The organism is Arcanobacterium hippocoleae, assembly GCF_031456295.1.
Taxonomy (GTDB): domain Bacteria; phylum Actinomycetota; class Actinomycetes; order Actinomycetales; family Actinomycetaceae; genus Arcanobacterium_A; species Arcanobacterium_A hippocoleae.
In genome coordinates, this window is sequence record NZ_JAVDUJ010000001.1 from 1,911,672 (window position 1) to 1,937,070 (window position 25,399).

At 47.4% G+C, this 25,399-nt stretch carries 26 protein-coding genes; 23 read left to right on the forward strand and 3 right to left on the reverse strand.

Features of this window, described 5'->3' with window-relative positions; translation table 11 throughout:
* Window positions 1-189 precede the first annotated feature (189 nt).
* The 10 genes from secY (at window position 190) to rplQ (ending at window position 9,570) form a co-directional block, all read left to right on the forward strand.
* Window positions 190-1,476: a preprotein translocase subunit SecY gene (gene secY / locus J2S36_RS08045; RefSeq protein WP_374717350.1), complete on the forward strand. Its 1,287-nt coding sequence runs from the start codon at window positions 190-192 to the stop codon at window positions 1,474-1,476.
* A 72-nt stretch (window positions 1,477-1,548) separates the two neighbouring features.
* A complete protein-coding gene (locus tag J2S36_RS08050; protein ID WP_309957257.1) occupies window positions 1,549-2,130 on the forward strand; it encodes an adenylate kinase in 582 nt (193 codons plus the stop codon).
* Window positions 2,131-2,327: 197 nt separating this feature from the next.
* Window positions 2,328-3,170 carry a type I methionyl aminopeptidase gene (gene map, locus J2S36_RS08055; protein WP_309957535.1) on the forward strand — a complete coding sequence of 281 codons (843 nt, stop codon included), beginning with the start codon at window positions 2,328-2,330 and terminating at the stop codon, window positions 3,168-3,170.
* Window positions 3,171-3,505: 335 nt separating this feature from the next.
* A complete protein-coding gene (locus J2S36_RS08060; protein WP_309957259.1) occupies window positions 3,506-6,046 on the forward strand; it encodes a hypothetical protein in 2,541 nt (846 codons plus the stop codon).
* A gap of 306 nt (window positions 6,047-6,352) precedes the next feature.
* The gene (gene infA / locus J2S36_RS08065) at window positions 6,353-6,574 is read left to right on the forward strand and encodes a translation initiation factor IF-1 (protein ID WP_309957261.1); all 222 of its coding nucleotides are present in this window, start codon (window positions 6,353-6,355) and stop codon (window positions 6,572-6,574) included.
* Window positions 6,575-6,715: 141 nt separating this feature from the next.
* Complete coding sequence (gene rpmJ / locus J2S36_RS08070) at window positions 6,716-6,832, forward strand: 50S ribosomal protein L36 (RefSeq protein WP_309957263.1); 117 nt, start codon at window positions 6,716-6,718, stop codon at window positions 6,830-6,832.
* Between the two features lie 179 nt (window positions 6,833-7,011).
* Window positions 7,012-7,380 (forward strand): 30S ribosomal protein S13, encoded by a 369-nt coding sequence (gene rpsM, locus J2S36_RS08075; RefSeq protein ID WP_309957265.1) that lies wholly within the window; start codon window positions 7,012-7,014, stop codon window positions 7,378-7,380.
* Between the two features lie 55 nt (window positions 7,381-7,435).
* The gene (rpsK, locus tag J2S36_RS08080; protein ID WP_309957267.1) at window positions 7,436-7,831 is read left to right on the forward strand and encodes a 30S ribosomal protein S11; all 396 of its coding nucleotides are present in this window, start codon (window positions 7,436-7,438) and stop codon (window positions 7,829-7,831) included.
* Window positions 7,832-8,015: 184 nt separating this feature from the next.
* On the forward strand, window positions 8,016-9,026 hold the full coding sequence (locus J2S36_RS08085) for a DNA-directed RNA polymerase subunit alpha (RefSeq protein WP_309957537.1): 1,011 nt from the start codon (window positions 8,016-8,018) through the stop codon (window positions 9,024-9,026).
* Between the two features lie 34 nt (window positions 9,027-9,060).
* Window positions 9,061-9,570: a 50S ribosomal protein L17 gene (gene rplQ / locus J2S36_RS08090; RefSeq protein ID WP_309957269.1), complete on the forward strand. Its 510-nt coding sequence runs from the start codon at window positions 9,061-9,063 to the stop codon at window positions 9,568-9,570.
* Between the two features lie 201 nt (window positions 9,571-9,771).
* Here the strand turns inward: rplQ and J2S36_RS08095 are convergent, their stop codons facing one another.
* Window positions 9,772-10,623, reverse strand: coding sequence for an ROK family protein (locus J2S36_RS08095; RefSeq protein ID WP_309957271.1), 852 nt, complete (start codon window positions 10,621-10,623; stop codon window positions 9,772-9,774).
* A 95-nt stretch (window positions 10,624-10,718) separates the two neighbouring features.
* On the opposite strand from J2S36_RS08095, the gene J2S36_RS08100 reads away from it, so the two are divergent.
* The 5 genes from J2S36_RS08100 to J2S36_RS08120 all read left to right on the forward strand — a co-directional run bounded on the left by J2S36_RS08100 (window position 10,719) and on the right by J2S36_RS08120 (window position 15,524).
* Window positions 10,719-10,904, forward strand: a complete 186-nt coding sequence (locus J2S36_RS08100) for a hypothetical protein (protein ID WP_309957273.1) — start codon at window positions 10,719-10,721, stop codon at window positions 10,902-10,904.
* A gap of 76 nt (window positions 10,905-10,980) precedes the next feature.
* Window positions 10,981-11,916 carry a carbohydrate ABC transporter permease gene (locus J2S36_RS08105; RefSeq protein ID WP_309957275.1) on the forward strand — a complete coding sequence of 312 codons (936 nt, stop codon included), beginning with the start codon at window positions 10,981-10,983 and terminating at the stop codon, window positions 11,914-11,916.
* Window positions 11,913-12,830 carry a carbohydrate ABC transporter permease gene (locus J2S36_RS08110; protein ID WP_309957277.1) on the forward strand — a complete coding sequence of 306 codons (918 nt, stop codon included), beginning with the start codon at window positions 11,913-11,915 and terminating at the stop codon, window positions 12,828-12,830. Before J2S36_RS08105 ends, J2S36_RS08110 begins: the two co-directional genes overlap by 4 nt.
* A 95-nt stretch (window positions 12,831-12,925) precedes the next feature.
* The gene (locus tag J2S36_RS08115) at window positions 12,926-14,227 is read left to right on the forward strand and encodes an ABC transporter substrate-binding protein (RefSeq protein ID WP_309957279.1); all 1,302 of its coding nucleotides are present in this window, start codon (window positions 12,926-12,928) and stop codon (window positions 14,225-14,227) included.
* Window positions 14,228-14,438: 211 nt separating this feature from the next.
* Entirely contained in the window at window positions 14,439-15,524 is a 1,086-nt protein-coding gene (locus tag J2S36_RS08120) for an ABC transporter ATP-binding protein (protein WP_309957281.1), read from the forward strand.
* Between the two features lie 85 nt (window positions 15,525-15,609).
* On the opposite strand, the gene J2S36_RS08125 is transcribed toward J2S36_RS08120, so the two are convergent.
* Window positions 15,610-16,488, reverse strand: a complete 879-nt coding sequence (locus J2S36_RS08125) for a phosphoribosylaminoimidazolesuccinocarboxamide synthase (RefSeq protein WP_309957283.1) — start codon at window positions 16,486-16,488, stop codon at window positions 15,610-15,612.
* Between the two features lie 97 nt (window positions 16,489-16,585).
* Here J2S36_RS08125 and truA point away from each other — a divergent pair, with 97 nt between their 5' ends.
* The 4 genes from truA (at window position 16,586) to glmM (ending at window position 20,636) form a co-directional block, all read left to right on the forward strand.
* Window positions 16,586-17,551 carry a tRNA pseudouridine(38-40) synthase TruA gene (gene truA / locus J2S36_RS08130; RefSeq protein ID WP_309957285.1) on the forward strand — a complete coding sequence of 322 codons (966 nt, stop codon included), beginning with the start codon at window positions 16,586-16,588 and terminating at the stop codon, window positions 17,549-17,551.
* Window positions 17,552-17,906: 355 nt separating this feature from the next.
* Window positions 17,907-18,350 (forward strand): 50S ribosomal protein L13, encoded by a 444-nt coding sequence (gene rplM / locus J2S36_RS08135; RefSeq protein ID WP_309957287.1) that lies wholly within the window; start codon window positions 17,907-17,909, stop codon window positions 18,348-18,350.
* Window positions 18,351-18,388: 38 nt separating this feature from the next.
* A complete protein-coding gene (rpsI, locus tag J2S36_RS08140) occupies window positions 18,389-18,874 on the forward strand; it encodes a 30S ribosomal protein S9 (RefSeq protein WP_309957289.1) in 486 nt (161 codons plus the stop codon).
* Between the two features lie 430 nt (window positions 18,875-19,304).
* Window positions 19,305-20,636 carry a phosphoglucosamine mutase gene (gene glmM, locus J2S36_RS08145; protein ID WP_309957539.1) on the forward strand — a complete coding sequence of 444 codons (1,332 nt, stop codon included), beginning with the start codon at window positions 19,305-19,307 and terminating at the stop codon, window positions 20,634-20,636.
* A gap of 130 nt (window positions 20,637-20,766) precedes the next feature.
* Here the strand turns inward: glmM and coaA are convergent, their stop codons facing one another.
* On the reverse strand, window positions 20,767-21,735 hold the full coding sequence (coaA, locus tag J2S36_RS08150; RefSeq protein ID WP_309957292.1) for a type I pantothenate kinase: 969 nt from the start codon (window positions 21,733-21,735) through the stop codon (window positions 20,767-20,769).
* An 84-nt stretch (window positions 21,736-21,819) separates the two neighbouring features.
* On the opposite strand from coaA, the gene J2S36_RS08155 reads away from it, so the two are divergent.
* The 4 genes from J2S36_RS08155 to J2S36_RS08170 all read left to right on the forward strand — a co-directional run bounded on the left by J2S36_RS08155 (window position 21,820) and on the right by J2S36_RS08170 (window position 25,350).
* Window positions 21,820-22,182: a hypothetical protein gene (locus J2S36_RS08155; protein ID WP_309957294.1), complete on the forward strand. Its 363-nt coding sequence runs from the start codon at window positions 21,820-21,822 to the stop codon at window positions 22,180-22,182.
* A 270-nt stretch (window positions 22,183-22,452) separates the two neighbouring features.
* The gene (alr, locus tag J2S36_RS08160; protein ID WP_309957296.1) at window positions 22,453-23,598 is read left to right on the forward strand and encodes an alanine racemase; all 1,146 of its coding nucleotides are present in this window, start codon (window positions 22,453-22,455) and stop codon (window positions 23,596-23,598) included.
* A 26-nt stretch (window positions 23,599-23,624) separates the two neighbouring features.
* Window positions 23,625-24,197 carry a tRNA (adenosine(37)-N6)-threonylcarbamoyltransferase complex ATPase subunit type 1 TsaE gene (tsaE, locus tag J2S36_RS08165; RefSeq protein WP_309957299.1) on the forward strand — a complete coding sequence of 191 codons (573 nt, stop codon included), beginning with the start codon at window positions 23,625-23,627 and terminating at the stop codon, window positions 24,195-24,197.
* 118 nt (window positions 24,198-24,315) lie between these two features.
* Window positions 24,316-25,350, forward strand: coding sequence for a hypothetical protein (locus J2S36_RS08170; protein ID WP_309957301.1), 1,035 nt, complete (start codon window positions 24,316-24,318; stop codon window positions 25,348-25,350).
* Window positions 25,351-25,399 lie beyond the last annotated feature (49 nt).

Genomic DNA, 25,399 nt, shown 5'->3' on the forward strand with positions numbered 1-25,399 from the left:
TTTCTGCACAAAACTGTGGGATGGATACAAAATAGCATTTGTTCGCGAATTTTCCGATTATCGATATTCGAGAATTTGGCTAGTCAGAGATCAGGAAAATTCATTGTCTGCTGCTCTAAGTGGTGGCTACGTACGTTGTTTATCCTCGCATCCGCCAAAAGATAAACAACTCTAATGGGAGGTACACTCTTGCTGAAAGCATTAGGATCTGCATTCCGCACACCAGATCTTCGCCGGAAGTTACTCTTTACGATGATGATCATGGCGTTGTATCGCCTTGGTACGTACGTGCCAGCACCTTTTATTTCTTATGCAAATATTCGGATTTGTCTTGATCAGCAAAGTGGCGCAGATTTGCTCACGATGATGAATATGTTTGCTGGTGGCGGATTGTTAAAGCTTTCAATTTTCGCGCTGGGAATTATGCCGTATATTACGGCGTCGATCATCGTGCAGTTGATGCGGGTGGTGATTCCGCGTTTTGAAGAGCTGCATAAGGAAGGTCAATCTGGCACTGCAAAGCTTACTGAATATACTCGTTATCTCACGATTTTCTTGGCGATTTTGCAGTCATCGGTGATCGTATCAGTGGCTAATAGCCAACTTTTCCCAGCATGTACGGTAAATCCAATTCCACATGATGGCGTATTCGTGCGGCTGCTCACGATTCTGGCGATGACGGCCGGTACCGGTTTGGTAATGTGGTTGGCTGAGCTGATCACTGAGCGTGGTGTAGGCAACGGGATGTCACTGCTTATTTTCACTGGTATTGCTGCTTCTTTCCCAACGCTTCTCGGTACAATTTCAAAGTCTGCTGGTGGTTGGTCTTATGTGGCAATCACAGTAGTAATGTTCTTGGCGATCACGGCTGTGGTGGTTTTTGTTGAGCAGTCGCAGCGGCGGATCCCAGTGCAGTATGCAAAGCGGGTAGTTGGGCGTCGTACTTACGGTGGTACTTCTACCTATATTCCAATCAAAATCAATATGGCGAATGTGATCCCTGTGATTTTTGCTTCGTCGATCCTTTCTTTGCCGCAGATGATTTCGCGATTCGGTAATCAGGATGCTGGCTGGGTGCAATGGCTGAATGCAAACTTTAGCTGGACCTCAATCTGGTATATGTTGGCATATGCATTGTTGATTGTTTTCTTTGCATTCTTCTACACTTCGATTACTTTCAATCCGGAAGAGATCGCTGATAATATGAAGCGCTATGGCGGTTTTATCCCGGGTATTCGCGCGGGGCAGCCAACGGCCGATTATTTACGTTATGTAATTAATCGCATTAATTGGGTGGGTGCGCTTTATTTGGCAACGATTGCTTTGATCCCACACATCGTCTTTACACAGTTGGGTATTCAGTCCGCTTCTTTCGGTGGTACTTCGATTATTATTCTTGTGGGCGTAGGATTGCAGACGGTGAAGGATATTGACGCGCAGTTGCAGCAGCGTCATTATGAAGGTTTCTTGCGTTAATTCGGAGATCTTCATTTCGCTATTTGGCTTTTTACGCTAAATAAATCAGAAGTATATTTGAGGTTGAGAATAGTGAAAGCACGATTGATCATGGTCGGTCCGCCAGGCGCGGGCAAGGGTACACAAGCAAAAGTACTTGCCGAGAAGCTTGGGATTCCGACGATTTCTACCGGTTCAATTTTCCGTAGCCATATTTCACAGGGCACTGAGCTTGGTCAGCTTGCTGCATCTTATATTGATGGCGGAAATCTGGTGCCTGATGAGGTGACTGATGCGTTGGTACGTGATCGGCTCTCACAAGATGATGTGCGTGACGGTTTTATTCTTGATGGCTATCCACGTAATGTGCATCAGGTATCGGCTTTAGATCAGATCCTTTCGGATTTGGAAGTTTCACTTGATGGGGTCGTTAAGCTTGATATCCCAGATGAGGCAATTGTAGGGCGTTTGTTAAAGCGTGCACAGATCGAGAATCGTGCGGATGATACTGAAGATGTGATCCGTCATCGCATTGAGGTTTATCATCAGGAAACGGCTCCACTGATTGATATTTATCAAGAGCGTGGGCAGTTGTTGCAGGTTGATGGTACTGGCACGATCGATGAAGTGCTGCAACGGCTTGTACAGAGTTTGCAAGATTTCTTAACTCGTTGATCTATTTTAGATGGCGTCTTGATATGTTTGGTCAAGACGCCATCTAATTTATTTGGCGAATATGCTCAGTTTCGTTTTGAAACTTGCTTGTGTGATTGCTGTTGAGATGTACTAGTACAACAAATATGTCTGGGATCTTTTAAGCTGTGGTCTGAAATGTATGGAGAAATTAGGGTCGAAAGGATTTTGAGATGGCGATTTTTAGTCGTGACAATATCGAGTACAAAAGTGATGCAGAGATTTTGCAGATTCGCCGTGCTGGATTAATAGTGGCAAAAATTCACGCGGCTTTGCGGGCAGCGATTCGCCCTGGTATTACTACTGCAGAACTTGATCAGGTGGCTTTGCAAACTTTGCAGGAAAATAACGCGAAGTCGAATTTTTATGGTTATTACAATTATCCAGCGCAAACGTGCATTTCGGTGAATGATACGGTTGTGCATGGGATCCCAGGGGAGCAAGTGATCCAGCCGGGAGATATTGTTTCAATGGATTGCGGCGCGGTGGTTGATGGATGGCATGGCGATGCTTGTTTCACAGTGGTGGTGCCTGGTGGTGATCCGGAGGTTACGGCAGCGCGTGAGCGACTTTCCCAAATCACGCGTGAAGCGCTCTGGCATGGAATTGCTGCAATGGCTACGGGTAAACGTGTCAGCGATATTGGTAACGCGATTGACGATTATGTTTGCACGATTGCAGAGGCGGAACGTCCTGATATTGTGCTTGATTTTACTGGGCATGGGATTGGTACGCAGATGCATATGGAACCAACAGTGATCAATTTCCGGAATAATCGGCGTGGACCAAAATTAAGGCCAGGAATGGTTTTATGTATTGAGCCGATTTTGACTGCGGGAAATCAGCGTAATCGTACTCTTGATGATGAATGGACTGTGGTGACGCAAGATGGTTCAGATGCCTGCCATTGGGAGCATGAGGTGGCATTGCATCACGGCGGGATTTGGGTGTTGACGGCACCGGATGGTGGTGCAGCAGATTTGGCACGTTTTGGAATCACTCCGGTACCGCTTGGTGATTAAAATTTGCTTTTGATTCCAATTGCGAGTTTTTATCGGGACGGTTGTCTGAAATGACAGCCGTCCTTTTTTAAAAAATGCTGGGTAGTGGTACTTGGACGCGAAGATTTACGGGCGCAGTGGAGTTTTCAAATGCATTGCGAATGTAATGCGGGAAATATCTAGGTTGGTTTGTGCGAAGCGCTTTGATCGTTATTTGTTGAATTTAATGCAGTAGTATTTTGAGATTCATTCGCTGGTATGACGCAAAGGTATTTTTAGACTTTTTCGGTTATGTAATATGGGCTGGAATTTAAAAGAACTCCGTTTCCAAAAACGCAGAAAGGTGCTTTGGCACGATGAAAGACTCATTTACTTCCGTTCAGAAAATTGCTGCAGTAGGCATTGCGGCAACGACAGTGGCAGTTACTCCAATGGCATTTGCTGATACTGCTTCTCCTGCTGCTGATATCGCAGATTCGCATCGTGCGGAGAGAAATATTGCGGCGAATGATCGTGAAGCAAAAACTGATCTCAAGAAGCAATCCGAAACTGAATTACAAGCTGCTGAAGCAGCTGAGACGGCAGCAAAATCCGAGGTCGAAAAAGCTGCACATGTAGCGGAGGAAAAGAGCAAGGCGGTAGCTGATACTGAGAAAGTGCTGAGTGCGGCTCAAGATGCTGCAAATAAAGAGCAAGAAGGGCTTTTGGCAGCAATGGGTCGCCAGGTGGATCTGGAACGCGCAATTAAGGCGAATAAAGACGAAGCTCGTGTGCTTGCACAAAAAATTTATGATTTAGCTGCTCAGCTGGAAGCCCTGCCAGCTCCTACCGAGCAGGAACTTGCTGCGGCAAATAATGCTATTAGTGCGGAAAAGAAGCTGGCAGAATCGATATTGTCAGAAAAGAATCTTGCCGAGCAAAAATTGTCGCAGGAAAAAGAAGCTGAATCTCAGGCAGTGCAGGATCTTGTTAAGGCGAAAGCAAAAGTGGATGCCTTGAATCGGGCGAAGAACGAGATTGACGAAATAGTCAAAGAGAAAGATGCGACATTAAAAGCAAAGCGAGCTGAATTACAGCATCTGAAAGATACGCAGGAAGCTCGAAAGCAAGAGCTGAAGACGCAGTTAGCTGCATTAGAGGAAGAGTGGAAAACTGTAAATGCTTCAGTAAACGAGGCTAATCGTGCTTTATTGCAAGCGAGAGACACAAAGAATGCTGCGCAGCAGAGTTTGGATGCAGCTAAAGGACAGTCTGCACAGGCATTGCAGCAGAAGCAGAGTAAGACGGAAAAACTTGCGCAAAAACGCAGTGAGTTGGCTTCCGCAGTTGAGCTGGAAAAGATTGCGCGCGATGAAGTAGCTAAATCCGATGCGGCAAAAAATCAGAAGAAGGCTGAAAGAGATCAGTTGCAAGAAGAACTGCAACGGGTACAAAAAGAACGTAATGAATTGAAAGCAAAACCAGGTGAAAATCAGGAGAAGCTTGCAAAAGTTGAGGCTGCCTTCGATCAGATCAGCAAAAAATACGAGGCATTGACCCAAGAATACCAGTTGCTGAAGGATGCGCATTATCAGCATCAGCAGCGTGCAGAAAAAGCAAAAGCGCAAGTTACGCAACTGCAAAAGACGGTTCAAGAAGCAGAAAAAGAGCTTGCACAAGCTGAATCAGAGCTGCAGCGCAAAGTTGAATTGCAGCGAAAGGCAGAAGCTGAACTGCAAAAACGCGAACAAGAATTTACAGAAAAAGCGAATGCTGCAATTAAATTGGAAGAACGGCAACAAGATTTTGCTAATAGACACAAAGCTCTTGCACAAGAAAAAAATGATTTAGAAAGTGGTAAAACACTAGCAGCTGCAGAAGAAGCAGTAAAAGTTGCGGATAAAGAAAAAGATATCGCAATTGATAAGCAGTACAAGTTTGTCTTGCCAGCTTTTAAAACAGAGCTGAAAAATGCGAATGACGCAAAGCAGGAAGCTGAATTAAAAGTTGTGGCTGCACAAGGGAAAGTTGCAGCAGCTCAGCAGAAACTGAATGATCTGATTGCAAGGGCAGATTCGCAGCAAAGAGCTCTTGACGAGGCTGAAAAGACGCTCGCAAAATTCCAGGAACGTCAGAAAGCTTATGAGGCGAAACTTGCAGAAAAGAAGAGTGCAGCGAAAATGCTGGGTGAGCTAAGAGCAGTAGATGCGAAGCTAAATTCGCAACTGCAAAGTATTCAGGAACAGGTCTTGAAAGCGCAAGAGGCAGTGCGGAAAGCAAAAGCAAATCTTGTTCAGCAGCAGCAGTCGGTATCGGCAGCACTTGCACAGTTGGATCAGGCTCGCAAACTAGTTGCGTCGAAGCAGCTCACGTTAGCACAACGGAAAGCAGAAGTTGCGAAGGCAAAAGCAAAGTTTGCGCTTTACCATCAACAGCAAAAAGTTGTTAGTAGCGTAGCTGATGGAAAGCATCTTGCAGGCAGCAAATTCAAAGTGATGTTCAGCGGCTTTAGCCCTTATTCGCGAAATAAAGTAATTCTTGCTTCGACGCCTGTCGAATTAGGAGTATTTGAAGCTGATGCTGCAGGTAATTTTACGGTTGAGGTTACTACGCCATTTGAAGCAGGTGCGCATAGCGTAACGGCAACTAATGCGTGGGGCGATTGGGCAAGGTATGAATTTAACGTAAATGAATCAAAGCCAATGATTCCATTGCAACCGGCAAAGCCGATGATTCCAATGCTGGGAGGGAAGAGCGAGCTGGCGCAACCGAAGATGCAGCAGCCGATGGGTGAAGCCCAAAAGATGCTTGCACAAACCGGGTATGATGTGATCTCTCTTGGTGTAATGACGGCCGCATCCGTAGTAACGGGTGCAGCTCTGCTGGTGTCCCGCCGTCGCGGAAAGCATAGTATCTAATTTCGCTGTAAAACTGTAAATAATAGATGTGTATTCAATTCGCACTGCAGTACACAGCGAATAAATGAACCTGCATGAAAAGTGCCGTGCCTGAAATATCAGCGATGTTTTCAGGCACGGCACTTTCGGCTATTGCTAGCCTGGAAACCCTTGTAAAAACTAGAAAGTGACGCGATACACCACAAACCACCTTCCTTTTTTCGAGCTCTATCGCGTAAAATTTTTTGTTGATACTGTGCGCCCGAAAACGCATAGTAGATGGTTAGTATTAACCAAGCACAGCAAAAACCGAAGTTAGCGGGGGACATGGCTAAAAAAGAAGGCGTCATCGAAGTAGAAGGCACCGTTGTTGAAGCGAAGCCGAACGCGATGTTTACAGTGGAGTTGGATAATGGGCACATGGTGCTCGGATACATCTCAGGTAAAATGCGTCAGCACTACATCAAGATCCTTCCAAATGACCGCGTAGTTGTAGAGCTTACGCCATACGATTTAACGCGCGGACGGATTACCTACCGCTACAAGTAAGGTAAGCTGCGGTTACGGCAAGATTGCGGCAACCGCACAGCTAAACTTGTTGCACTTCGGTAATGCGAATACATCAGTAAACCAACGAGATATATCGCTGTGAGTTATGGGAATAACAAGCTGTGATAGGGGAAAGACACTATGAAGGTCAAACCAAGCGTGAAGCGGATTTGCGAACACTGCAAGATCATTCGCCGTCACGGTCGCGTGATGGTGATTTGCAATTCAAATCCACGGCACAAACAGCGTCAGGGCTAACCTGAACTCAAACGAAAGCTTGCGGTAATGCGTATTGCACTGCAAGTAGTAGTTTGATGAGAAGTAAAAACACTGTTAGCGCAATGCGCAGCCCGCAGTCCGAAGGCTGCGGCCGGGAAAAGAAGTAACTCGGAGAGCAGTGTTCCACACCTTCGGAATTACAAATAGGAGCCAAACGAATGGCACGTCTATCCGGCGTTGATTTGCCTCGCGAAAAGCGGGTCGAAGTCGCGCTTACTTACATTTTTGGAATCGGTCGCACACGCGCACAGGAATCCCTCGCCGCAACTGGCGTAAATCCTGATACCCGCGTTAAGGATCTCACTGAAGACGATTTGGTCAAGCTCAAGGCCCATATCGACGAAAACTACAAAGTCGAAGGCGATTTGCGCCGCGAAATCCAAGCTGATATTCGCCGCAAGATTGAGATTGGGAGCTACCAGGGCCTGCGTCACCGTCGTGGCTTGCCAGTACACGGTCAGCGTACGAAGACGAACGCACGCACCCGCAAGGGTCCAAAGCGTACCGTTGCAGGTAAGAAGAAGTAAAAATAGTAGTTCACGTTGCAAAGCGTGAATCGACGATAAAATTCAGGAGATATAAATGCCACAAAAGACACAGGCGCGTCGTCCGCGTCGTACTGTGCGCAAAAATATTGCTGTGGGTCAGGCGCACATCAAGTCGACCTTCAACAACACCATCGTTTCAATCACTGATCCAAAGGGTGAAGTGATTGCGTCTTGCTCTTCAGGTCAAGTTGGCTTCAAGGGTTCCCGGAAGTCCACCCCATACGCAGCTCAGCTCGCTGCTGAAAATGCTGCACGCCGCGCAATGGATCACGGAATGAAGAAAGTTGATGTCTTCGTGAAGGGTCCAGGCTCTGGTCGTGAGACTGCAATTCGTTCATTGACGGCTTCTGGTCTGGAAGTTACCTCAATTTCTGATGTAACTCCACAAGCTCACAACGGTTGTCGTCCGCCAAAGCGCCGTCGCGTGTGATCCCAGGGGCGCAGCCCCTTTCCGGTGTGAATCAGAATTAGCCCATCGGGCATTGAAACTATCTGCTCAATGCAATCGAAAACCGGGCAAGATCTGAAACAGCACCAACTTCCGCTGGCATTTTAGTTGCCAGCTTGGAATCAAAATGGCGTCATATGGTGGGCGCCGACGAAAGGAAATAATTGTGATCATCGAACAGCGTCCTACTCTTACTGAAGAGAAGCTATCCGATACCCGCTCACGCTTCACTCTCAATCCGCTTGAGCCTGGCTTCGGCTACACCCTCGGAAACTCGTTACGCCGTACGCTGCTCAGCTCAATTCCGGGCTCAGCAGTTACTTCGATTCACATCGACGGTGTACTTCACGAATTCTCAACGATTGAAGGCTGCAAAGAAGATGTAGCTGAAATTATTTTGAATTTGAAAGATCTCGTAGTGACCTCAGAACATGACGAACCTGTGTTGATGTACTTGCGCAAGCAGGGCCCAGGGCAAGTTCTCGCTTCTGATATCACTCCTCCCGCTGGCGTAGAAATCCATAATCCAGATCTCGTGATTGCCACCCTGAATGAAAAGGGAAAGATTGAAGTTGATTTGACGGTAGAGCGTGGCCGTGGCTATGTATCTGCACAGCAAAACAACTCACCTGATTACGAAATTGGCCGGATTGCAATTGATTCGATCTACTCGCCAGTGGTGAAGGTTTCATACAAGGTAGAAGCCACCCGTGTGGGGCAGCGTACCGATTTCGATAAGCTCATTGTTGATGTGGAAACTAAGCCTTCGATGGCTCCACGCGATGCTTTCGCATCCGCTGGAAAAACCCTCGTAGAGCTCTTCGGTTTGTGCACTGAGCTAAACGAAGAGGTAGAAGGTCTCGAGCTGAAGGAAGCACCAGTACAGGAGCAGCAATCTTCGGATTTGCAGCGTCCAATCACCGTCCTGAATCTCCCGGCACGTTCGCAAAACTGCTTGCAGCGTGAAGGTATTCATACGCTCGGTGAACTTGTGCTCCGCTCAGAAGCAGATTTGCTCGATATCCGCAATTTTGGTGCGAAGTCGATTGAGGATGTAAAAGACGAACTCGCTAAGTACGATCTTCGTCTGAAGGATTCTCCAGCAGGATTTATGTCCGGCCTCGGAGACGATAACTATCCAATGACTTTCAGTGACGACCTACAGGAACGAATTTAATTCGGATTCTGGATCAAACTTATAGGAGATAAACATGCCTAAGCCCACTAAGGGTGCGCGTCTGGGTGGCTCCCCAGCGCATGAGCGTCTAATCATTGCAAACCTTTGCAAGCAGCTCATTCTGAACGAGTCCGTGGTAACAACCGAAGCTAAGGCGAAGCGCGTTCGCCCATATATCGAAAAACTGATTACGAAGGCAAAGAAGGGCGACACCCACAACCGTCGTCTGGCGCTTGCTGTATTGCGTGATCGCGAAGCTGCATACGTTCTTTTTGAAGAGCTTGCTCCAAAGTTTGCAGATCGCGAAGGCGGTTATACACGCATCGTGAAGCTGCCAAACCGTAAGGGTGATAATGCTCCACAAGCTGAGATTTCACTTGTGCTGGAAGCTGTATCGCCAAAGGCTAAGAAAGCTGCGGCAAAGCCAGCTGCGGAAGAAACAAAGCCAGCAGAAGCACCAGAAGCTGAAGCAGTAGAAGCTGCGGAAGTGGAAGCAGAAGTTGTGGCTGCTGAGGAAGCAGAAGCAACTGAAGAGACGAAGTAACATCTCGAATTTCTTCACTGGGGTCAGATCCGAAAGGGTTTGACCCCAGTTTTGTTTGGGAAATACATTTTCGATTTGCAAAACGGAGTTACATTACCGGATTAAGCCTAAATAACTCCGAAAATGGATCTTGAATATTGCAAATAGGGAGATTTTTTCCGCGCAATATTTTGGAAAAATGTCTCACTGGAATTTTGAAATTTAATACCAGGCTTGCACGCCTCCAGTGGTGCCAGCAGAATTATCGATAAAAATAATTGATCCTTGCCCGGCAGTGGTTTGTGCGAAATGATTTATTTTCGTTTGTACATCCACAGTAATCAAAGGTGTGTTTCCGCCGCCAAGATACAATTGATCCCAGCGAAACACCGGCCAGAGTGCTTGCAAGGCTGCAAATACTTCCTCAGACCATGCCGTATCGCCCAGTAGCATCCGCGATTTTTGTCCAAGTACTTCATCAAAGGTTTTTCCGGTGCGAAAAGGCGCGTGTGATATTTCAAGATGTGCTGAGAGATCTCCGGCTACAAAAAAAGCACATCCTAAACCAGTACCTAAGGTTAAAACGAGTTCGTTTCCAACTCCACGAATCACCGCATAAGCTGCAACTTCTGCATCATTGAGGACTTTGCATGGCACGCTGAAATGTGCACTTAGATTTCGCGCTAATTGCAAACCATTCCATGCTGCTTCTAAGCTCTGATCTATATCTGTATGCGGACCACCTTGGCGGATATAATGCGGAGTATGTGTAACTACACCACGCCGAATAATGCCCGGCATTCCCACAGTTATCCGCTTAAAAGGCAATTGATGTTGACGGATTTGCTGTTCAATGATCGCAAGTAAATCATCAGGCGTAAAAGGGTAAGCTACTGGCGTGCGAATCGATTTGCTGATCACCGCGCCTTGCCGATCAAGGATCGCACTTTTGATTCCTCCGCCACCGCAATCAACTGTCAATGTGTTTAATGGTAAGAGGAGTGAATCAAGGCGTGCCCGGCGTATTTTCTTCCGCTGGGCGCCGCTTTGCCATTTGTGCGATGCTACATTCATGAGCATGACATTAGCGCAAAAACGGGAAAAAGCCTATTTTGCAGCGCTGCATTTGGATGCGGCAAAAATTTCACGATAGTTATTGGCAACACTCAATGCGTCTGAATCTAAATATTTATTTGTGCTTGAAAACACAAATAGTTACTGCTGATTTCTATTTATCGCATCATCATCTTGCAGCTGCGCCACAGCAGCAGATTTTGCTTGAAATATTAAGGTTTATGGAGCTGAAAAATCGTGCCGGAAATGCCAACTTGGCTGAATCTGAAATGGCACAGTAAAAAGTTCAGACTTTGTTCATTTTCTGTTCCAGGAGCAGACGATTTCGATTTAATTTTCATCTCTAGAGTCGAACCCATGATGTTCCACGCAACCGCGCGCAAAACTAAAGAGGATCAGAAAGTAAATCAACGTTCCGATCGTCCAGATCACCATGAGCTGCTATTGGCAGCAGTATTACTTATTCCAAATCTGATTTTCTTGGCAGTATTTACGTACCGTCCGTTAGCAGACAATATTCGGCTTTCATTTACTGACTGGAATTTGGCTGCTCCCGTTGCAAATTGGGTTGGCTTTGATAATTACCTAGAGTGGTTCAAGAATCCAAATACCTGGATAATTCTTGGAAATACACTTATTTTCACGCTTGCTGCAGTAATTGGTTCGCTTGTACTTGGTCTTTTCTTAGCGCTTGTTTTAGATCAGCGTTTAATCGGACGGAATTTTGTGCGCTCAGTGGTTTTTGCGCCCTACGTGATTTCTGGTGCCGCTATTGGTGTCGCTTTCCAATTCATTTTCGCTCCGGATTTTGGGCTGATCGCGGACGTATTAGAGCGTTTCGGGATCGCAGCTCCAGACTTTTATCAGTACCCCAACTGGGCACTTTTTATGGTTACTGTGACGTATATTTGGAAAAATCTTGGCTATACTTTCGTGATTTACCTTGCCGCATTGCAAGGACGGCGGAAAGATCTCGATGAAGCAGCAGAAATTGACGGCGCTTCGCCGTGGACGCATTTGCGAAAAGTACTTTTGCCGCAGCTCCGTCCGACAACTTTCTTCCTTTCGATCACGGTGCTACTCAACTCGATCCAAGTATTTGACATTATTAACGTGATGACTCGTGGTGGCCCGCAGGGGACAGGCACAACAACGATGGTCTTCCAGGTGTATCAGGAAACATTTGTGAATAACCGTGCAGGCTATGGTGCAACGGTAGCTACGATCCTGTTCTTGATCTTGTTGATCGTGACCGTGGTGCAGGTGCGGATCATGCAGCGAGGTGAAAAATGAAAGCGAAGATGATTTCGGGTAATGGGCAAATTAAATTTTTGCCAAAGCGACGCACGAAAGTCGAATCCCGTGATGAAATGAATGCAGTTACGCATAATGTCTGGCTGAAAGTTGTTGGCTATATTGCAATGCTGATTGCTTTGCTGCTGATCTTGATTCCGATTTATTGGATCGTGATTGCGTCCTTTAAGACACAGGGTGATATTTATACTTCTCCTGCAACTTACTGGCCAAATCCGTGGACGATCGAGAACTACCAAACGGTTCGCGAAGATTTAGCTTTTGGCGCCTATTTGCGAAACTCGATTATCATCACTGTTGTCCTTTCGACGATAAAAATAATTCTTGGCGTTGCCTCTGCATATGCGCTTGCCTTACTGCGGTTTCCGGGGCGAAACCTGGTGTTTATGCTGATCATTGCGTCTTTGATGGTGCCAAGCCAAATCACTTTGATTTCAAACTATTCTCTGATTGCGAATCTTGGTTTGCGCAATACATTTATTGGGATCATCTTGCCGCTTGCAGGAACGGCTTTTGGTACTTTCCTGATGCGGAACCACTTCTTATCGCTGCCAAAGGAAGTGATTGAATCGGCACGGATGGACGGTGCAGGACCGTTGAAGCTGTTGTTCCGAATTGTTTTGCCGATGTCGTGGTCTACACTTTCGGCATTTGCTTTGATCACCATTGTCAATGATTGGAATGAGTACTTGTGGCCATTCTTAATGTCTGATGACGAAGCTACTGCACCGCTACAGATCGGTTTGACTTTCTTACAAAACAACGAAGGTCTTACAAATTGGGGGCCAGTGATGGCTGGCACGGTTCTTGCAGTGATTCCGGTGCTGATCGTCTTCCTGCTTTTGCAGAAGAACATGATCAAAGGTCTTACTTCTGGTGCGGTCAAGGGGTAAATGCACTGGATCGGGAACTTTTAGCGGTTCTTCTGACAAGTGAATCGAAAATTCTTTCTCGCAATCGAAATGAAAATGTATTTGAAAGGTACATGATGAAAACACACAAAATCGCACTCGCGACTCTGGCGATTGTTTCGCTGGCACTATCTGGCTGTGCTGGGATGGGATCTCAGGGAGCTGCAGAAAAGTCTTCAGATAAAGCTGACGGTCCAGTGACCGTTGATTTTTGGTCAAATCACCCAGGATCTTCAAAAGAAATTGAAAAAAAGATTATTGCTGATTTTGAAGCAGCTAATCCAGATATCAAAGTGAAGCTCACGGATGCTGGAAAAGACTATGAAGAAGTTGCGCAAAAATTGAATGCGGCGCTCTCTGGTGGGCAAGTGCCAGATGTGGTTGTGGCATCTGATGTGACCTGGTTTAACTTTGCGTTAAATGGTCAGCTGGAGCCTTTGGATGATCTGCTTAAAAAGGCAGATGCAAAGCCGGAAGATTACAACCAGAATCTTTATGACGAGTACAAGTTCAACGGTTCGCATTTTGCTGTCCCATATGCTCGTTCCACGCCGCTTTTCTACTACAACAAGGATCTTTGGCAGCAAGCTGGTTTGCCTGATCGTGGGCCAAAGACCTGGCAAGAATGGAATGACGATTTTGCGCCAAAGTTGAAAGCGAAATTCCCAGATATTACTCCGCTTTCGATCCCAGATGGTGCGAATTATATGGATTGGTATTTCCAGGGCATGATTTGGTCCTTTGGCGGGTCTTATTCAAAGGACTGGACGATGACGATGTCTGATGAGAAATCAATCGAAGCTGGAAAGTTCTTGCAAGACCAGTTTAAGCAGGGTTATTTCACCGCCGCAAAGGATTCTGCAGTACCATTCGTTGCAGGTGAAGCAGTAGCGATGCTGCAATCAACTGGCTCCCTGCAGACCGTTTCAAAAGATGGAAAGTTTAATGTTGGGACGGCTTTCTTGCCATCGCCAGAGAATGTTTCTGGAGTTTCCACCGGCGGATCTGGTGTAGCAATTCCAGCGAAAGCAAAGAATAAGGAAGCGGCTGCAAAGTTCTTGGCATTCTTAACCAATCCAGAAAATAATTTCGCATTCTCCCAGGGCACTGGTTACTTGATTACTCGCACTTCTGGTTCGCAGCTTCCGGAAGCAAAGAAGTACTATGAAGCGAATCCAAACTTCCTTACTGCGGTGAAACAGCTGAAGCTTACGCAAAAGCAGGATGCAGCTCGTGCATTTGTTCCTGGTGGCGGGATGCGGATTGGTGCTGCATTAGACAAGATCTCTCAAGGTGCTGACGTTGCAGAAACTTTTAAGGCCCTTGATGAAGAGCAGCAGAAGATTATTGACACCCAAATCAAGCCGAAACTGAAGTAAGAGAATACTTGGTTAGCCAGTGATTGGTTCAGCGGCGGTGCTGGAGATGAGAGCAGTTCAAAGATACTGCTCTCATCTCACGCTCGCTGTAAAAGGGAGTGCTTTTGTGATGCACGCCGAAGTGACAGATATTAAGCCGTTGAGAAAACAATAGCTTTTTAATGAGTTCTCGCGTTTGAGAAACGCGACATAACAGGATACGGATCTTTAAGTGGCAAGTGTAACTTTTGATTCAGCTACGCGTATTTTTTCTGGCGCGACAAAACCAGCAGTAGATAATCTCAATCTAGAAATTGCCGACGGCGAGTTTTTAGTCTTAGTCGGTCCGTCAGGGTGCGGAAAGTCTACGTCGTTGCGCATGGTTTCTGGTCTTGAACCGACTACGTCTGGGCGGATCTTGATTGGCGCAGAAGATATGACGCGCGTGCGTCCGCGGAAACGTGATGTGGCGATGGTTTTTCAGTCTTACGCGTTATATCCAAATATGACTGTGGCACAGAATATGGCGTTTGCTTTGGAAAACGCAAAAATTGCGAAGTCTGAAATTGAGCAGCGAGTTAATTCGGCTTCAAAAATGCTGGAATTAGATGAGCTGCTTCATCGCAAACCAGCTGAGCTCTCTGGTGGGCAACGTCAGCGTGTGGCAATGGGACGAGCTATTGTGCGGAAGCCTACGGTATATTGCATGGACGAACCGCTATCGAATCTTGATGCGAAATTGCGGGTTTCAATGCGCGGTGAGATCGCAAGCTTACAACGGCGCTTGGGAGTGACGACCATTTATGTGACTCACGATCAAGTTGAGGCGATGACGATGGGGCATCGTGTGGCGGTGATGAAGGATGGGCAATTACAGCAGGTAGATACTCCGAAGATGCTTTACGCGAATCCCGCAAATGCATTCGTTGCCGGGTTTATTGGCTCACCGAGTATCAATTTCTTCCATTGCCGGATCGATAATGGACATGCAGTGCTTGGATCCTACCTGCTTCCGATACCACGGAATATTGTGGCAAAAGTGCATGGTGAAATTTTGCTTGGAGTACGCCCTGAATCGTGGGAAGTTGTGAGTCCTGGAACGCCGGGAATTGAGATTTCAGCAGATTTGGTTGAGATGCTTGGTGCGCAAACATATTTGTATGGAAAGATGCGTACGCAAGTCGATGATGATCATGCAGAGCGAATTGCGGTACTGCTAACGCGTGGAACTAATTTTCATGTTGGCGAAGTTTTGACGATCCGTCCGCGGCAAGAGGAAATCCACTATTTTGATGCGGAGTCAGAAATTACACTTTAAGCTGTTGTGCGAAAAATGCAATTTGGGTGCTTGTAAATCTTTGCAAGCACCCAAATTGCTTTTCTCAGATCAACGCTAGATTTGATTAAACCCAGGCATTTCCGGTCAGACGCTGGTATGCGTCACGGTACCTTGCGGCTGTTTTTGCAATTACTTCTTGCGGAAGTGCGGGAGCTGGTGGGGTTTTATCCCATTCGAGAGTTTCCAGCCATTCGCGCAGGAATTGTTTATCAAAACTTTCTTGCGCATGACCCGGCTCCCAGGTTTCACTTGCCCAAAAACGTGAAGAATCGGGAGTGAATGCTTCATCACCAAGCGTAAGGTTTCCGTCAAGATAGCCGAATTCAAATTTTGTATCGGCAAGAATGATCCCACGCTCACCAGCATAAGTAGATGCTGCTGCGAACAGTTTTAATGAGGCAGATTCGAGAGCTTGTGCAGTTTCAGTGCCAACAATATTTGCTAGTTGTTTAACTGAAATATTGATATCGTGCCCGCCTTCTTCTTTTGTGGACGGGGTAAAGATTGGTTCAGGAAGCGCATCGCCCTGCTGCAAACCGGCCGGCATTTTGATCCCGTTAACTGTTCCGTCTTTGCGATAAGACTTCAGGGCAGATCCTTCAAGATATCCGCGCACAATACACTCGGCATTGATCATCTGCAGCTTTCGGACAAGCATTGAACGATGTCTTAAATCTTCAGCATAATTACTGAAAGGTTCAGGGTAAGAAGCGGGGTCCGTCGAGATCATGTGATTTGGGATGATCTGCGAAAGCTTTTCAAACCAAAATGCTGAAATCGAATTGAGGATCCCGCCTTTATCTGGAATCACTTCATCGAATACGACGTCAAAAGCTGAAACACGGTCAGTCACTACGATCAGCAGATTTTCACCTAAATCGTAGAGATCACGAACCTTCCCGCGAGAGAGGAGGGGAACTTCTTTGATGGGGCTATTTTTCATAAGAGTCACGCTGTTTAGCTTACTCTCCGATGAACTTATTTTGCGTGGTATTTTACATAGTGAAATTTTTTGCGGAAAATTTTGAGAAAATATGAGATTGGGTAGTAGCTCTTCAATTGGGGTGGGAACGGTGAACGTGGAAAAAACACTGGCACAAAATTTACGGATTCGTCTCGATTTGCGTTATCACGGGAGGTTTTTTCATGGGTGGGCAGCGCAACCAGGGCTGCGTACTGTTGAAGGTGAGCTTGTAAAAGCTTTGATGCAGATTTGCCGTGCAGCAGTGACGCTGACTGTAGCTGGCCGCACGGACGCGGGAGTGCATGCACGCGAGCAGGTTGCACATTTTGATTTACCACGCACAGTTTGGGAAAAACTGCCGGGGCGTTCGCAATTGCTGCCAGAGCAGGCGATTGTAAGAAAAATAAATGCTGTGCTTTCACACAATGCTCCCAAACCGAAAGAATACTCTGATTGTGTCGTCTATTCTGCGCAGGTAGTTTCGCAATCATTCGATGCACGCTTTTCAGCACTTTGGCGGATGTACAATTACCAGATCGCTGACGGAGCAGCGAATTGGGATCCGATGCGCACGGATGTGCTGTGGGTGCCGCAAGAGCTGGATCTTTCGGCAATGAACGAAGCTGCACTACCTTTACTTGGAGAACATGATTTTCTTTCATACTGCAAGCCGCGGCTAGGTGCGTCTACGGTGCGGACATTACAAGAATTAAATTTCCGACGCGTTGAAGATGCTGCCGGAAACAGTTTTATTTTAGCGCGGGTAAAAGCTGATGCCTTTTGCCATTCGCAAGTACGGACACTTGTTGGCACATTACTTGAGGTTGGGCGTGGAGCGCGACCAACGGACTGGCCGGCAAAACGACTTGCGGCAAGATTGCGGAACGGGGAAGTAATTGTAGCTCCCGCGCATGGTTTGACTTTAGCGAAAATTGGATATCCGCCGCCCACAGAGTGGGCGGCGCAAGCTCTCCGTGCAAGGCGTTTCCGAGGAGTTGAGCTGGGGCAAGACGAAGCTGACTGTGGATGTACAGACGCCTGAGATTTTGTGTGGCATCAGCGTAACTTGGTGAGAAGGCAATATGCGGATTCAGTAATTTTCTTTTCGAGATTAGCGATTCTTTGCATGGAATATGCTGAATTAGAGGCAATTTCAGTAAATCAGGTGAATGAAGCGTCTCACAGCAATTAAGAAAGCTTTGACTCAGTGCGCTAATCCCGATAGTCTTATTTACTGTTGTGCAGGTTGTGCGCAGATGCATTCCCACTCGTCTGGCACCGAAGTCGTACAACGATTGACATTTTGACCAAAGAGTCGGCAGCAATAAAAAACTGCAAAAGCCATAAATCTGCAGTGTTTTGTGTCGATTCACCGAATAGAAACGAAGGCTACGCAAGTGCGCACGTATACACCGAAGCCAGGCGATGTAGAAAAGAAGTGGTACGTCATTGACGCCACCGACGTCGTTCTCGGCCGTCTGGCAGCTCAAGTTGCCACCCTGCTCCGTGGGAAGCATAAGCCAAACTTCGCACCAAACGCTGATACTGGCGATTTTGTGGTGATTATTAACGCAGAGAAGGTGGCGCTCACCGGCTCTAAGCGTGAACAGAAGATTGCTTACCACCACTCCGGTTATCCGGGTGGTCTGAAGGCTACCTCCTACACTGAGCTTCTCGCATCTAATCCTGAAAAGGCTGTGATGAAGGCAGTAGCAGGCATGCTTCCAAAGAACACACTAGGCCGTCAGCAGCTGAGCAAGTTGAAGGTCTACCGCGGATCTGAGCATCCTCATACTGCTCAGAAACCAGAGCCATATGAGCTCAAGCAGGTCGCACAGTAAATCCGAGATTCTAATCCGGACCAAACTTAAGGAGTACCGTGGCTGAGACCACCGTAGAAACCGAAGAGTTAACCGAAGTTAGCTCGTATACCAGCGAGAGCGAAGCTCCGCGTACAGGTCAAGGTGCATCCTTGACCGCACCGGGCGCAGGCCTTGGTCGCCGTAAGGAAGCCATTGCTCGTGTCCGCCTCGTGCCAGGTTCTGGCGAATGGAAGATTAATGGTCGTTCTCTTGACGATTACTTCCCAAATAAGTTGCATCAGCAACTTGTGAATTCCCCATTTGCACTTCTTGATATCGAAGGTCGTTTCGATGTGATTGCTCGCATCAACGGTGGCGGTCCTTCCGGTCAGGCTGGTGCACTCCGCTTGGGTATTTCACGTGCATTGAATGAAATTGATCGTGAAGCAAACCGTCCTGCATTGAAGAAGGCTGGCTTCTTGACCCGTGATGCACGTGCTGTTGAACGTAAGAAGGCTGGCTTGAAGAAGGCACGTAAGGCTTCGCAGTTCTCCAAGCGTTAATTCTTTTATTTCGGATGCTCGCTTCGCGCAGTGCATCACAGAAATGAGAATTTCTGGGAGAGTAAGCTTTTTGATCGGGTTCATCCCCACAACCAGGGGATGGACCCGATCTATTTATTTCAGATGGCGTTTTTGGAGTTTCGTAAACTTTCGTGATGGCATTGGGCTGAGATAGTTTTCTCGCGATTCGGAAATAGTTATTTATTCGGTCAATATTGCATCGATATAACCGGTATAGAGTGCTAGACTTTCTGCTTGTAAAACGAAATTTGCTGGAGTCAGCTCAGGATCTGCTCTTGGAGCAAACCTTGCTGATTTTTGCTCTGCTACTATTAGGTCGGCTCATTGTCATATCGAGCAGATCGTAATCGCTGGTAGAGATAACCTGATGGCATCTGAAACTGATGTATCTTTTCACGAAGGGCAGAAAATGGCACGTATTTTTGGTACCGACGGCGTACGTGGTGTTGCAAATCAAGAAATCACTGCTGGCTTTGCCCTGCAATTGGGTGAAGCTGCTGCGCGGGTACTTGCTAATGAGCAGCTGGGGCATCGGCCACGTGCAATTATTGGTCGCGATACGCGGCAGTCTTCAGGAATGCTTTCGCACGCATTAGCAGCGGGGCTTGCGAGCGCTGGAGTGGATGTGGAGCATGTGCGTGAAATTCCTACTCCGGGTGTTGCGCATCTTACGGCTGAAGAAGATTATGACCTCGGTGTAATGATTTCTGCATCGCATAATCCAATGGCAGATAACGGGATCAAGTTCATCAATTCTGATGGTTTCAAATTAGATGATGCGATCGAGGATGAAATCGAAGCCATGCTTGGGCAAGAATGGCAGCGTCCGATAGGTGCTGGAGTGGGTTCCATTTCAGAAACGGCACTTGTCTCTGATCGGGTCTATATGAATCATCTGATTCGTGCCGGGCAGCCGTTGCATGGGCTGCGGATTGCGCTCGATTGTGCAAATGGTGCAGCTGCCGATGTAGCACCGCGAGTTTTCCAAAAACTTGGTGCAGATGTAGTGGTGATCAATGCTGCGCCCGATGGAAAAAATATCAACGACGGTTGTGGTTCTACCCATCCAGAGCAATTACAGGCGCTTACTGTGGCCACGAAAGCTGATTTTGGTTTTGCTTTTGACGGTGATGCTGACCGCTGCTTAGCCGTAGACGGTGCCGGGCAACTCATTGATGGTGATCAGATCATGGGGATGCTTGCGGTTGCAATGAAAGCAGACGGACGTTTGAAACGCAATACACTTGTACTTACTGTGATGTCGAATCTTGGCTTGCACCTTGCAATGCGTGATAAGGGGATTAAGACAGTCTCGACGAAGGTTGGCGATCGATACGTACTCGAGGAAATGCTCAAACGCGGCTATAACCTTGGTGGCGAACAATCCGGGCATGTGATCAACCTCGATTATGCTACTACGGGTGATGGCACGCTCACCGCCGTACTTGTAGCGAGTGAGGTCGCTAAGGCAGGCAAGAGTTTAGCTGAGATGGTAGCTTTTGTCGAGAAACTTCCGCAGACTTTGATCAATGTGCCAAATGTGGATAAAAATCGGGTCAGCGAAGTCGAAGCACAGGTGAATGCGGTTGAGGCAGAACTTGGTGAGACTGGTCGTGTGCTGTTGCGTGCATCTGGTACAGAGCCGTTGATTCGTGTAATGGTTGAAGCAGGCACGCAAGCGGAAGCAGATCGAGCAGCAGAGTATCTTGCTGGTGTGGTGCGAGAAAAGTTATCGCGCTAAAACGCTTGGCACAAGGCGCGGTATTGCATTTTGCAAGATTGTTTTGATTTCAGTGAAAGGGTGGGGAATGCAGCAAGCTGGATTCCCCACCCACAAATCTAATTACGTATTTTGATTTCGTATCATGTATTTAGAGCCGTCTTAAAAATACTTCTTTGACTGTGTGGTCTGTAGCTTTTGAGAGAATCACAGTAGCACGTGAGCGGGTCGGGGCAATGTGCTCACGCAAGTTCGGCAAGTTTACGGATCTCCAGACTTCACGCCCCATTGCAAGTACTTCTTGCTCAGAAAGATTTGCATATTTGCGAAAGAAAGAGCGGGAATCGGCAAATGCGCCTGCTTTTAATGCAAGCATTCGTTGCAGATACCATTTTTCGAGATCTGCTTCTGCAGCGTCAAGATAAATCGAAAAATCAAAGTAGTCACTGACGGCACGAAATTCGCCGTCAGTAGTAGATGCGCGCGGAGGCTGCAGTACGTTTAACCCTTCCACGATCAAAATTTGTGGCTGGTTTACTGTAATGAATTTATCGGGCACGATGTCATAAGTAACGTGATCGTATACCGGGACTTGCAAATTTGGCTTCCCGGATTTTACGTCATGCAAGAAATCCAGCAGTGCACGCCGATCGTAGGATTCTGGGAAACCTTTCCGATGCATGATCCCAAGTTCGGTAAGTTTCGCATTTGGCAGCAAAAAACCGTCAGTGGTGATCAAATCTACGTTCGGGGTTTGCGGCCAGCGGCTCATTAACTCGCGCAAGAGACGTGCAGCAGTTGATTTTCCTACGGCTACTGAGCCGGCAATCCCAATGATCCACGGTGTGCGAGATTCTGGGAAACCAATAAAATCAGTAGATTCGTGTAAAAGTTCGCGGGTGCTTTTTGCATACATTTGCATCAGGGCAGAGAGCGGACGGTAGATCGCGTCGGCTTGGGCAATATCGATTGGATCCCCAAGGGCTGCCAGACGACGCACGTCTTCATCCGTTAATGGAAGCTCGGTAGTAGCAGCAAGGGAACGCCATTTTGCGGCGGGGATCTGCACATATGCGCCTGAGAAGCAGGGATCCGCTTGTGATGAATTTTTTCGATGCAAAATAAGCCACCAAATATTGTGAGTTGTATCGCTTTGTGGGAATCGAGAATCAGCATCTTTCAATGCTCGTTTGATCTTTACCCTATGTGTGGAATTGTAGGATATATTGGCAGCGAAAATACAACTGACCAGCTTAAACGGCCAGACGAAGGATTCGCTCCGGCGATTCAAGCTGTACTTGCTGGTCTTGAACAGCTTGAATATCGTGGTTACGATTCGGCTGGGATCGCCGTAAATACTGGTGAAGAGATTCAGATGCGGAAGAAGACTGGCCATGTAGCTAATCTCACCGCAGAAATTATCGCAAATCCGCTTCCGGTAAATGCATTTGCTGCGATTGGGCATACTCGCTGGGCGACGCACGGTGCACCCAGTGAGCGGATCAGCCACGTAATCTTGCAAAGGCTGTTACTGTTGAATAAGCGCATTGCTTTTGGATCACGTTGATTTCTGTGCGAAGTTTGCTCGGCTGGAAAATATGCGCAAAGGATCTCGGCAAGCGCGCTAAAATATTCTTTGCAGGAGCTGAACTTTGCTCGCGATCAATATTTCGAGCCCGCAAAGCACGAAATATGTACGGATGAAATATTCAGGCGTACAATTTTGCGAGTAGTGCTTTGCACGCATTGAAATAATTAATGCTGCAGATGCAGCTAACACTAGGTTCTGTAAAGAATATGAAAGAGAAGCAAGCAATTTAGCGAGGAGGCGTGATCTGTGGCAAGTAACCGCATCGCAGATCCCCATTTCCCATCGCGAGCATTGATTTCACGAAACGCCTTTATCCACAATTTGCAGCGTGCGCGCGATCTTGCTGGGAATGCTGAAGTGATGGCTGTGATCAAAGCTGATGCGTACGGGCATGGTGCAAAGCAAATCGGCACCTGGGCGCTTGATCATGGAGTCGATTGGTTGGCTGTAGCGCAACTTGGTGAAGCAATTGAATTGCGCAAAGCTTTAGCACAACGCGGAAGAATGCTCGCGCTGATCGCTGAACCAGGCGCGCCATTCTGGGAAGCACTGCAATTGGAAATCGATCTTTCACTCAGTGCTGCCTGGGCATTAGACGAAATCGCGCTTGCCGCTACCGATACGGGATGCACTGCGCGCGTGCATATTGAAGTTGATACTGGCATGGCACGCGGTGGATTTTCGATTGCACAATTGCGTGAGCTGATGCCAGTGATTGCTGCATCTGAAAAAAATGGACTTATTGAAGTAGTCGGGCTATGGAGTCATTTTGCTCGCGCAGATGAACTAGATTCGCCTGTCACCCGGCAGCAAGTAGGACTTTTTGAAACAGCACGGCAAATCGTGTCGGATGCGGGGATCGAAGTGCAATACTTGCATATTGCTGCGTCGAGCGGACTGCTCTGGCATCCAGATACGCGGTATTCGATGGTACGACCAGGAGCGATTCTCTACGGTATTAGCCCAGAACCGGCGAATGCTTCGGCAGAGGAACTCGGATTTCGTCCCGTGATGCGGCTCGAAGCTGATTTGGTGTCGGTACGTGATGTACCTGCTGGTACTGGGGTAAGCTACGGGCACACGGCGATCACCACTACGCCTACACGTCTTGCTACCGTCCCTCTCGGATATGCCGATGGGTTTCCACGGCATGCTTCCAATCGGGCACATGTGATGCGAAATGGAAGTAAATGCGAAATAGTGGGGCGGATCTGCATGGATCAATTCGTGATCGCGGCTCCAGATGCAGTGCCCGGAGACACAGTCACAATTTTTGGTGCGACCGGTGACGGATACCCAACAGCCGATGAACTTGCAAAATGTTGCGATACGATTGGATATGAGATTGTGTCTCGGTTAGGTACACGAGTGCCGCGTTACTACGTAGAATAGTGCATTTCTGGCAGCAGTTTTAGCGCATGAAAACAATAAGTGAAAAGAATGGGTGGAAGTTCATGACTGCAAAAATTGAGGTACTGACGGTGGAGCAGATCCAGGCAGTGGGTGCTGCATTTGGGCGGCATGCCCAAGGCGGAGATCTGCTCATGCTCAACGGGCCGCTCGGAGCGGGAAAAACTACCATGACTCAAGGTATTGCCCAGGGAATTGGAGTGAATGCCAAAATATCGTCTCCCACCTTCGTGATTGCGCAAAATTATGCGGGAGCAGCTGGAGTTGATTTGGTGCATGTAGATGCCTATCGCTTAGATTCGCTTGCAGAACTTGACGCGCTTGATTTAGATTCCTCTCTCGATGCCGCACTAACGGTAGTGGAATGGGGCGCAGGGAAAGTAGAAGTGCTCTCCGCTGATCGCATTGAACTGACGATTAAGCGTCCACAAGGAGCGGCTGCAGGGCTTGAACCAGCAGATCTTGATGCTGACGCACCGCGTACTTTGCTTGCAGTGGCCTATGGTGAGCGGGGGAAACAGTATTTGGAAGCTGTACTTGCAGATACTGATGTGGCAGCACTGATGAGCTACGAAAACTAAAGCCAGCGGCACAAGGCAGAACGGAAAATACAAAACGGATTGGGAAAATCACGTGCAGCCTGATTTTGCCAAATGACAGTTCCGCAAATAAATCAATGAAAGCGAGAAAGGAGTGGCGATGCGGATTTTGAAGCGGCAGTGGAAGTACTCGCTTGTGAGAATTTGCGGTGCGCTCGCGAGCTGTCTTTCAATGATTTCCACGGTTGTTGCCATCCCGTCAGTACCTCCAGTTTCAGCGATTCAAGTGCAAACAGCTGCCTTAAATAATTTCAGCACTAGGATGCCTTTACCACTGCCAAGATTCCTGATCAGTGATGAGACGCTTGAGAAATGGTTGAAGGAATCTGGGATGGCATTGGTGAAATCCTTCGCATCGCAAGAATTTCCCAGTTTGCAAGCAGCCCAGATCGCACAGTTACAAATCGGAAAACCGGTAAAAGTTTACTCATTTAAAGACGAAACTGATGTGAATGGCTGGCCGATAATCACGCAATCCAAGCTGCGCGTAGCGCCGATTTCTGATTCACAGGGAAATGCTCTTGGCGTGATTCAAATCGAACTTGATACTGACGCTACGAGCACCCGAAAAGTGTTTGGCGATGCGAAACTTGCACAGCATCTTTTACCGCCGCCAGCGAGTAGTCAGCAGGTTCCTGATGCAGAAACTCTGATTTACGATACGGAGTTGAAAGCCTGGTTCGCAGTAAAAGGGAAGTCGATTTTAGCAGCTTCAGCAAGCGGTGAAAATCTGGTGCTTGGCACGGTGCCATTGGAAGTATTTTATACCCAGCGAAAGGGGATCATCTCTGATGGTGAAACAGCTGATTCGCTTGAAAAACAGCAAGTGACTGCACCACAAATATATGATTCAACGCAGTGGCTGGCATCGTTGATCGTTGCGGGAGTGATTGCTGCGATATTGGTGTTTTCCCTTGCCTGGCTGATTTGGGAATCGCGTTTTGAACGAGCACGTAAGCAAAGCGCTGCCGATGCGTTATGGTATTGGGCAACAGGGCATCATCGTACCGTACGTTCTTCGGAGAAAGTATCTGAAATCGGGAAGAAGAAAGTAAAATTTAGTGAATCAAGTGGGGAAGTAACGCTCTATGAAAGTCCGCCTGGCAGTGTGATACAGGAAAGTTTGGAAAATTAATTCGTTATTTGCTGATCAGAATTGGCAGATAACGAAAATAATATTTTAG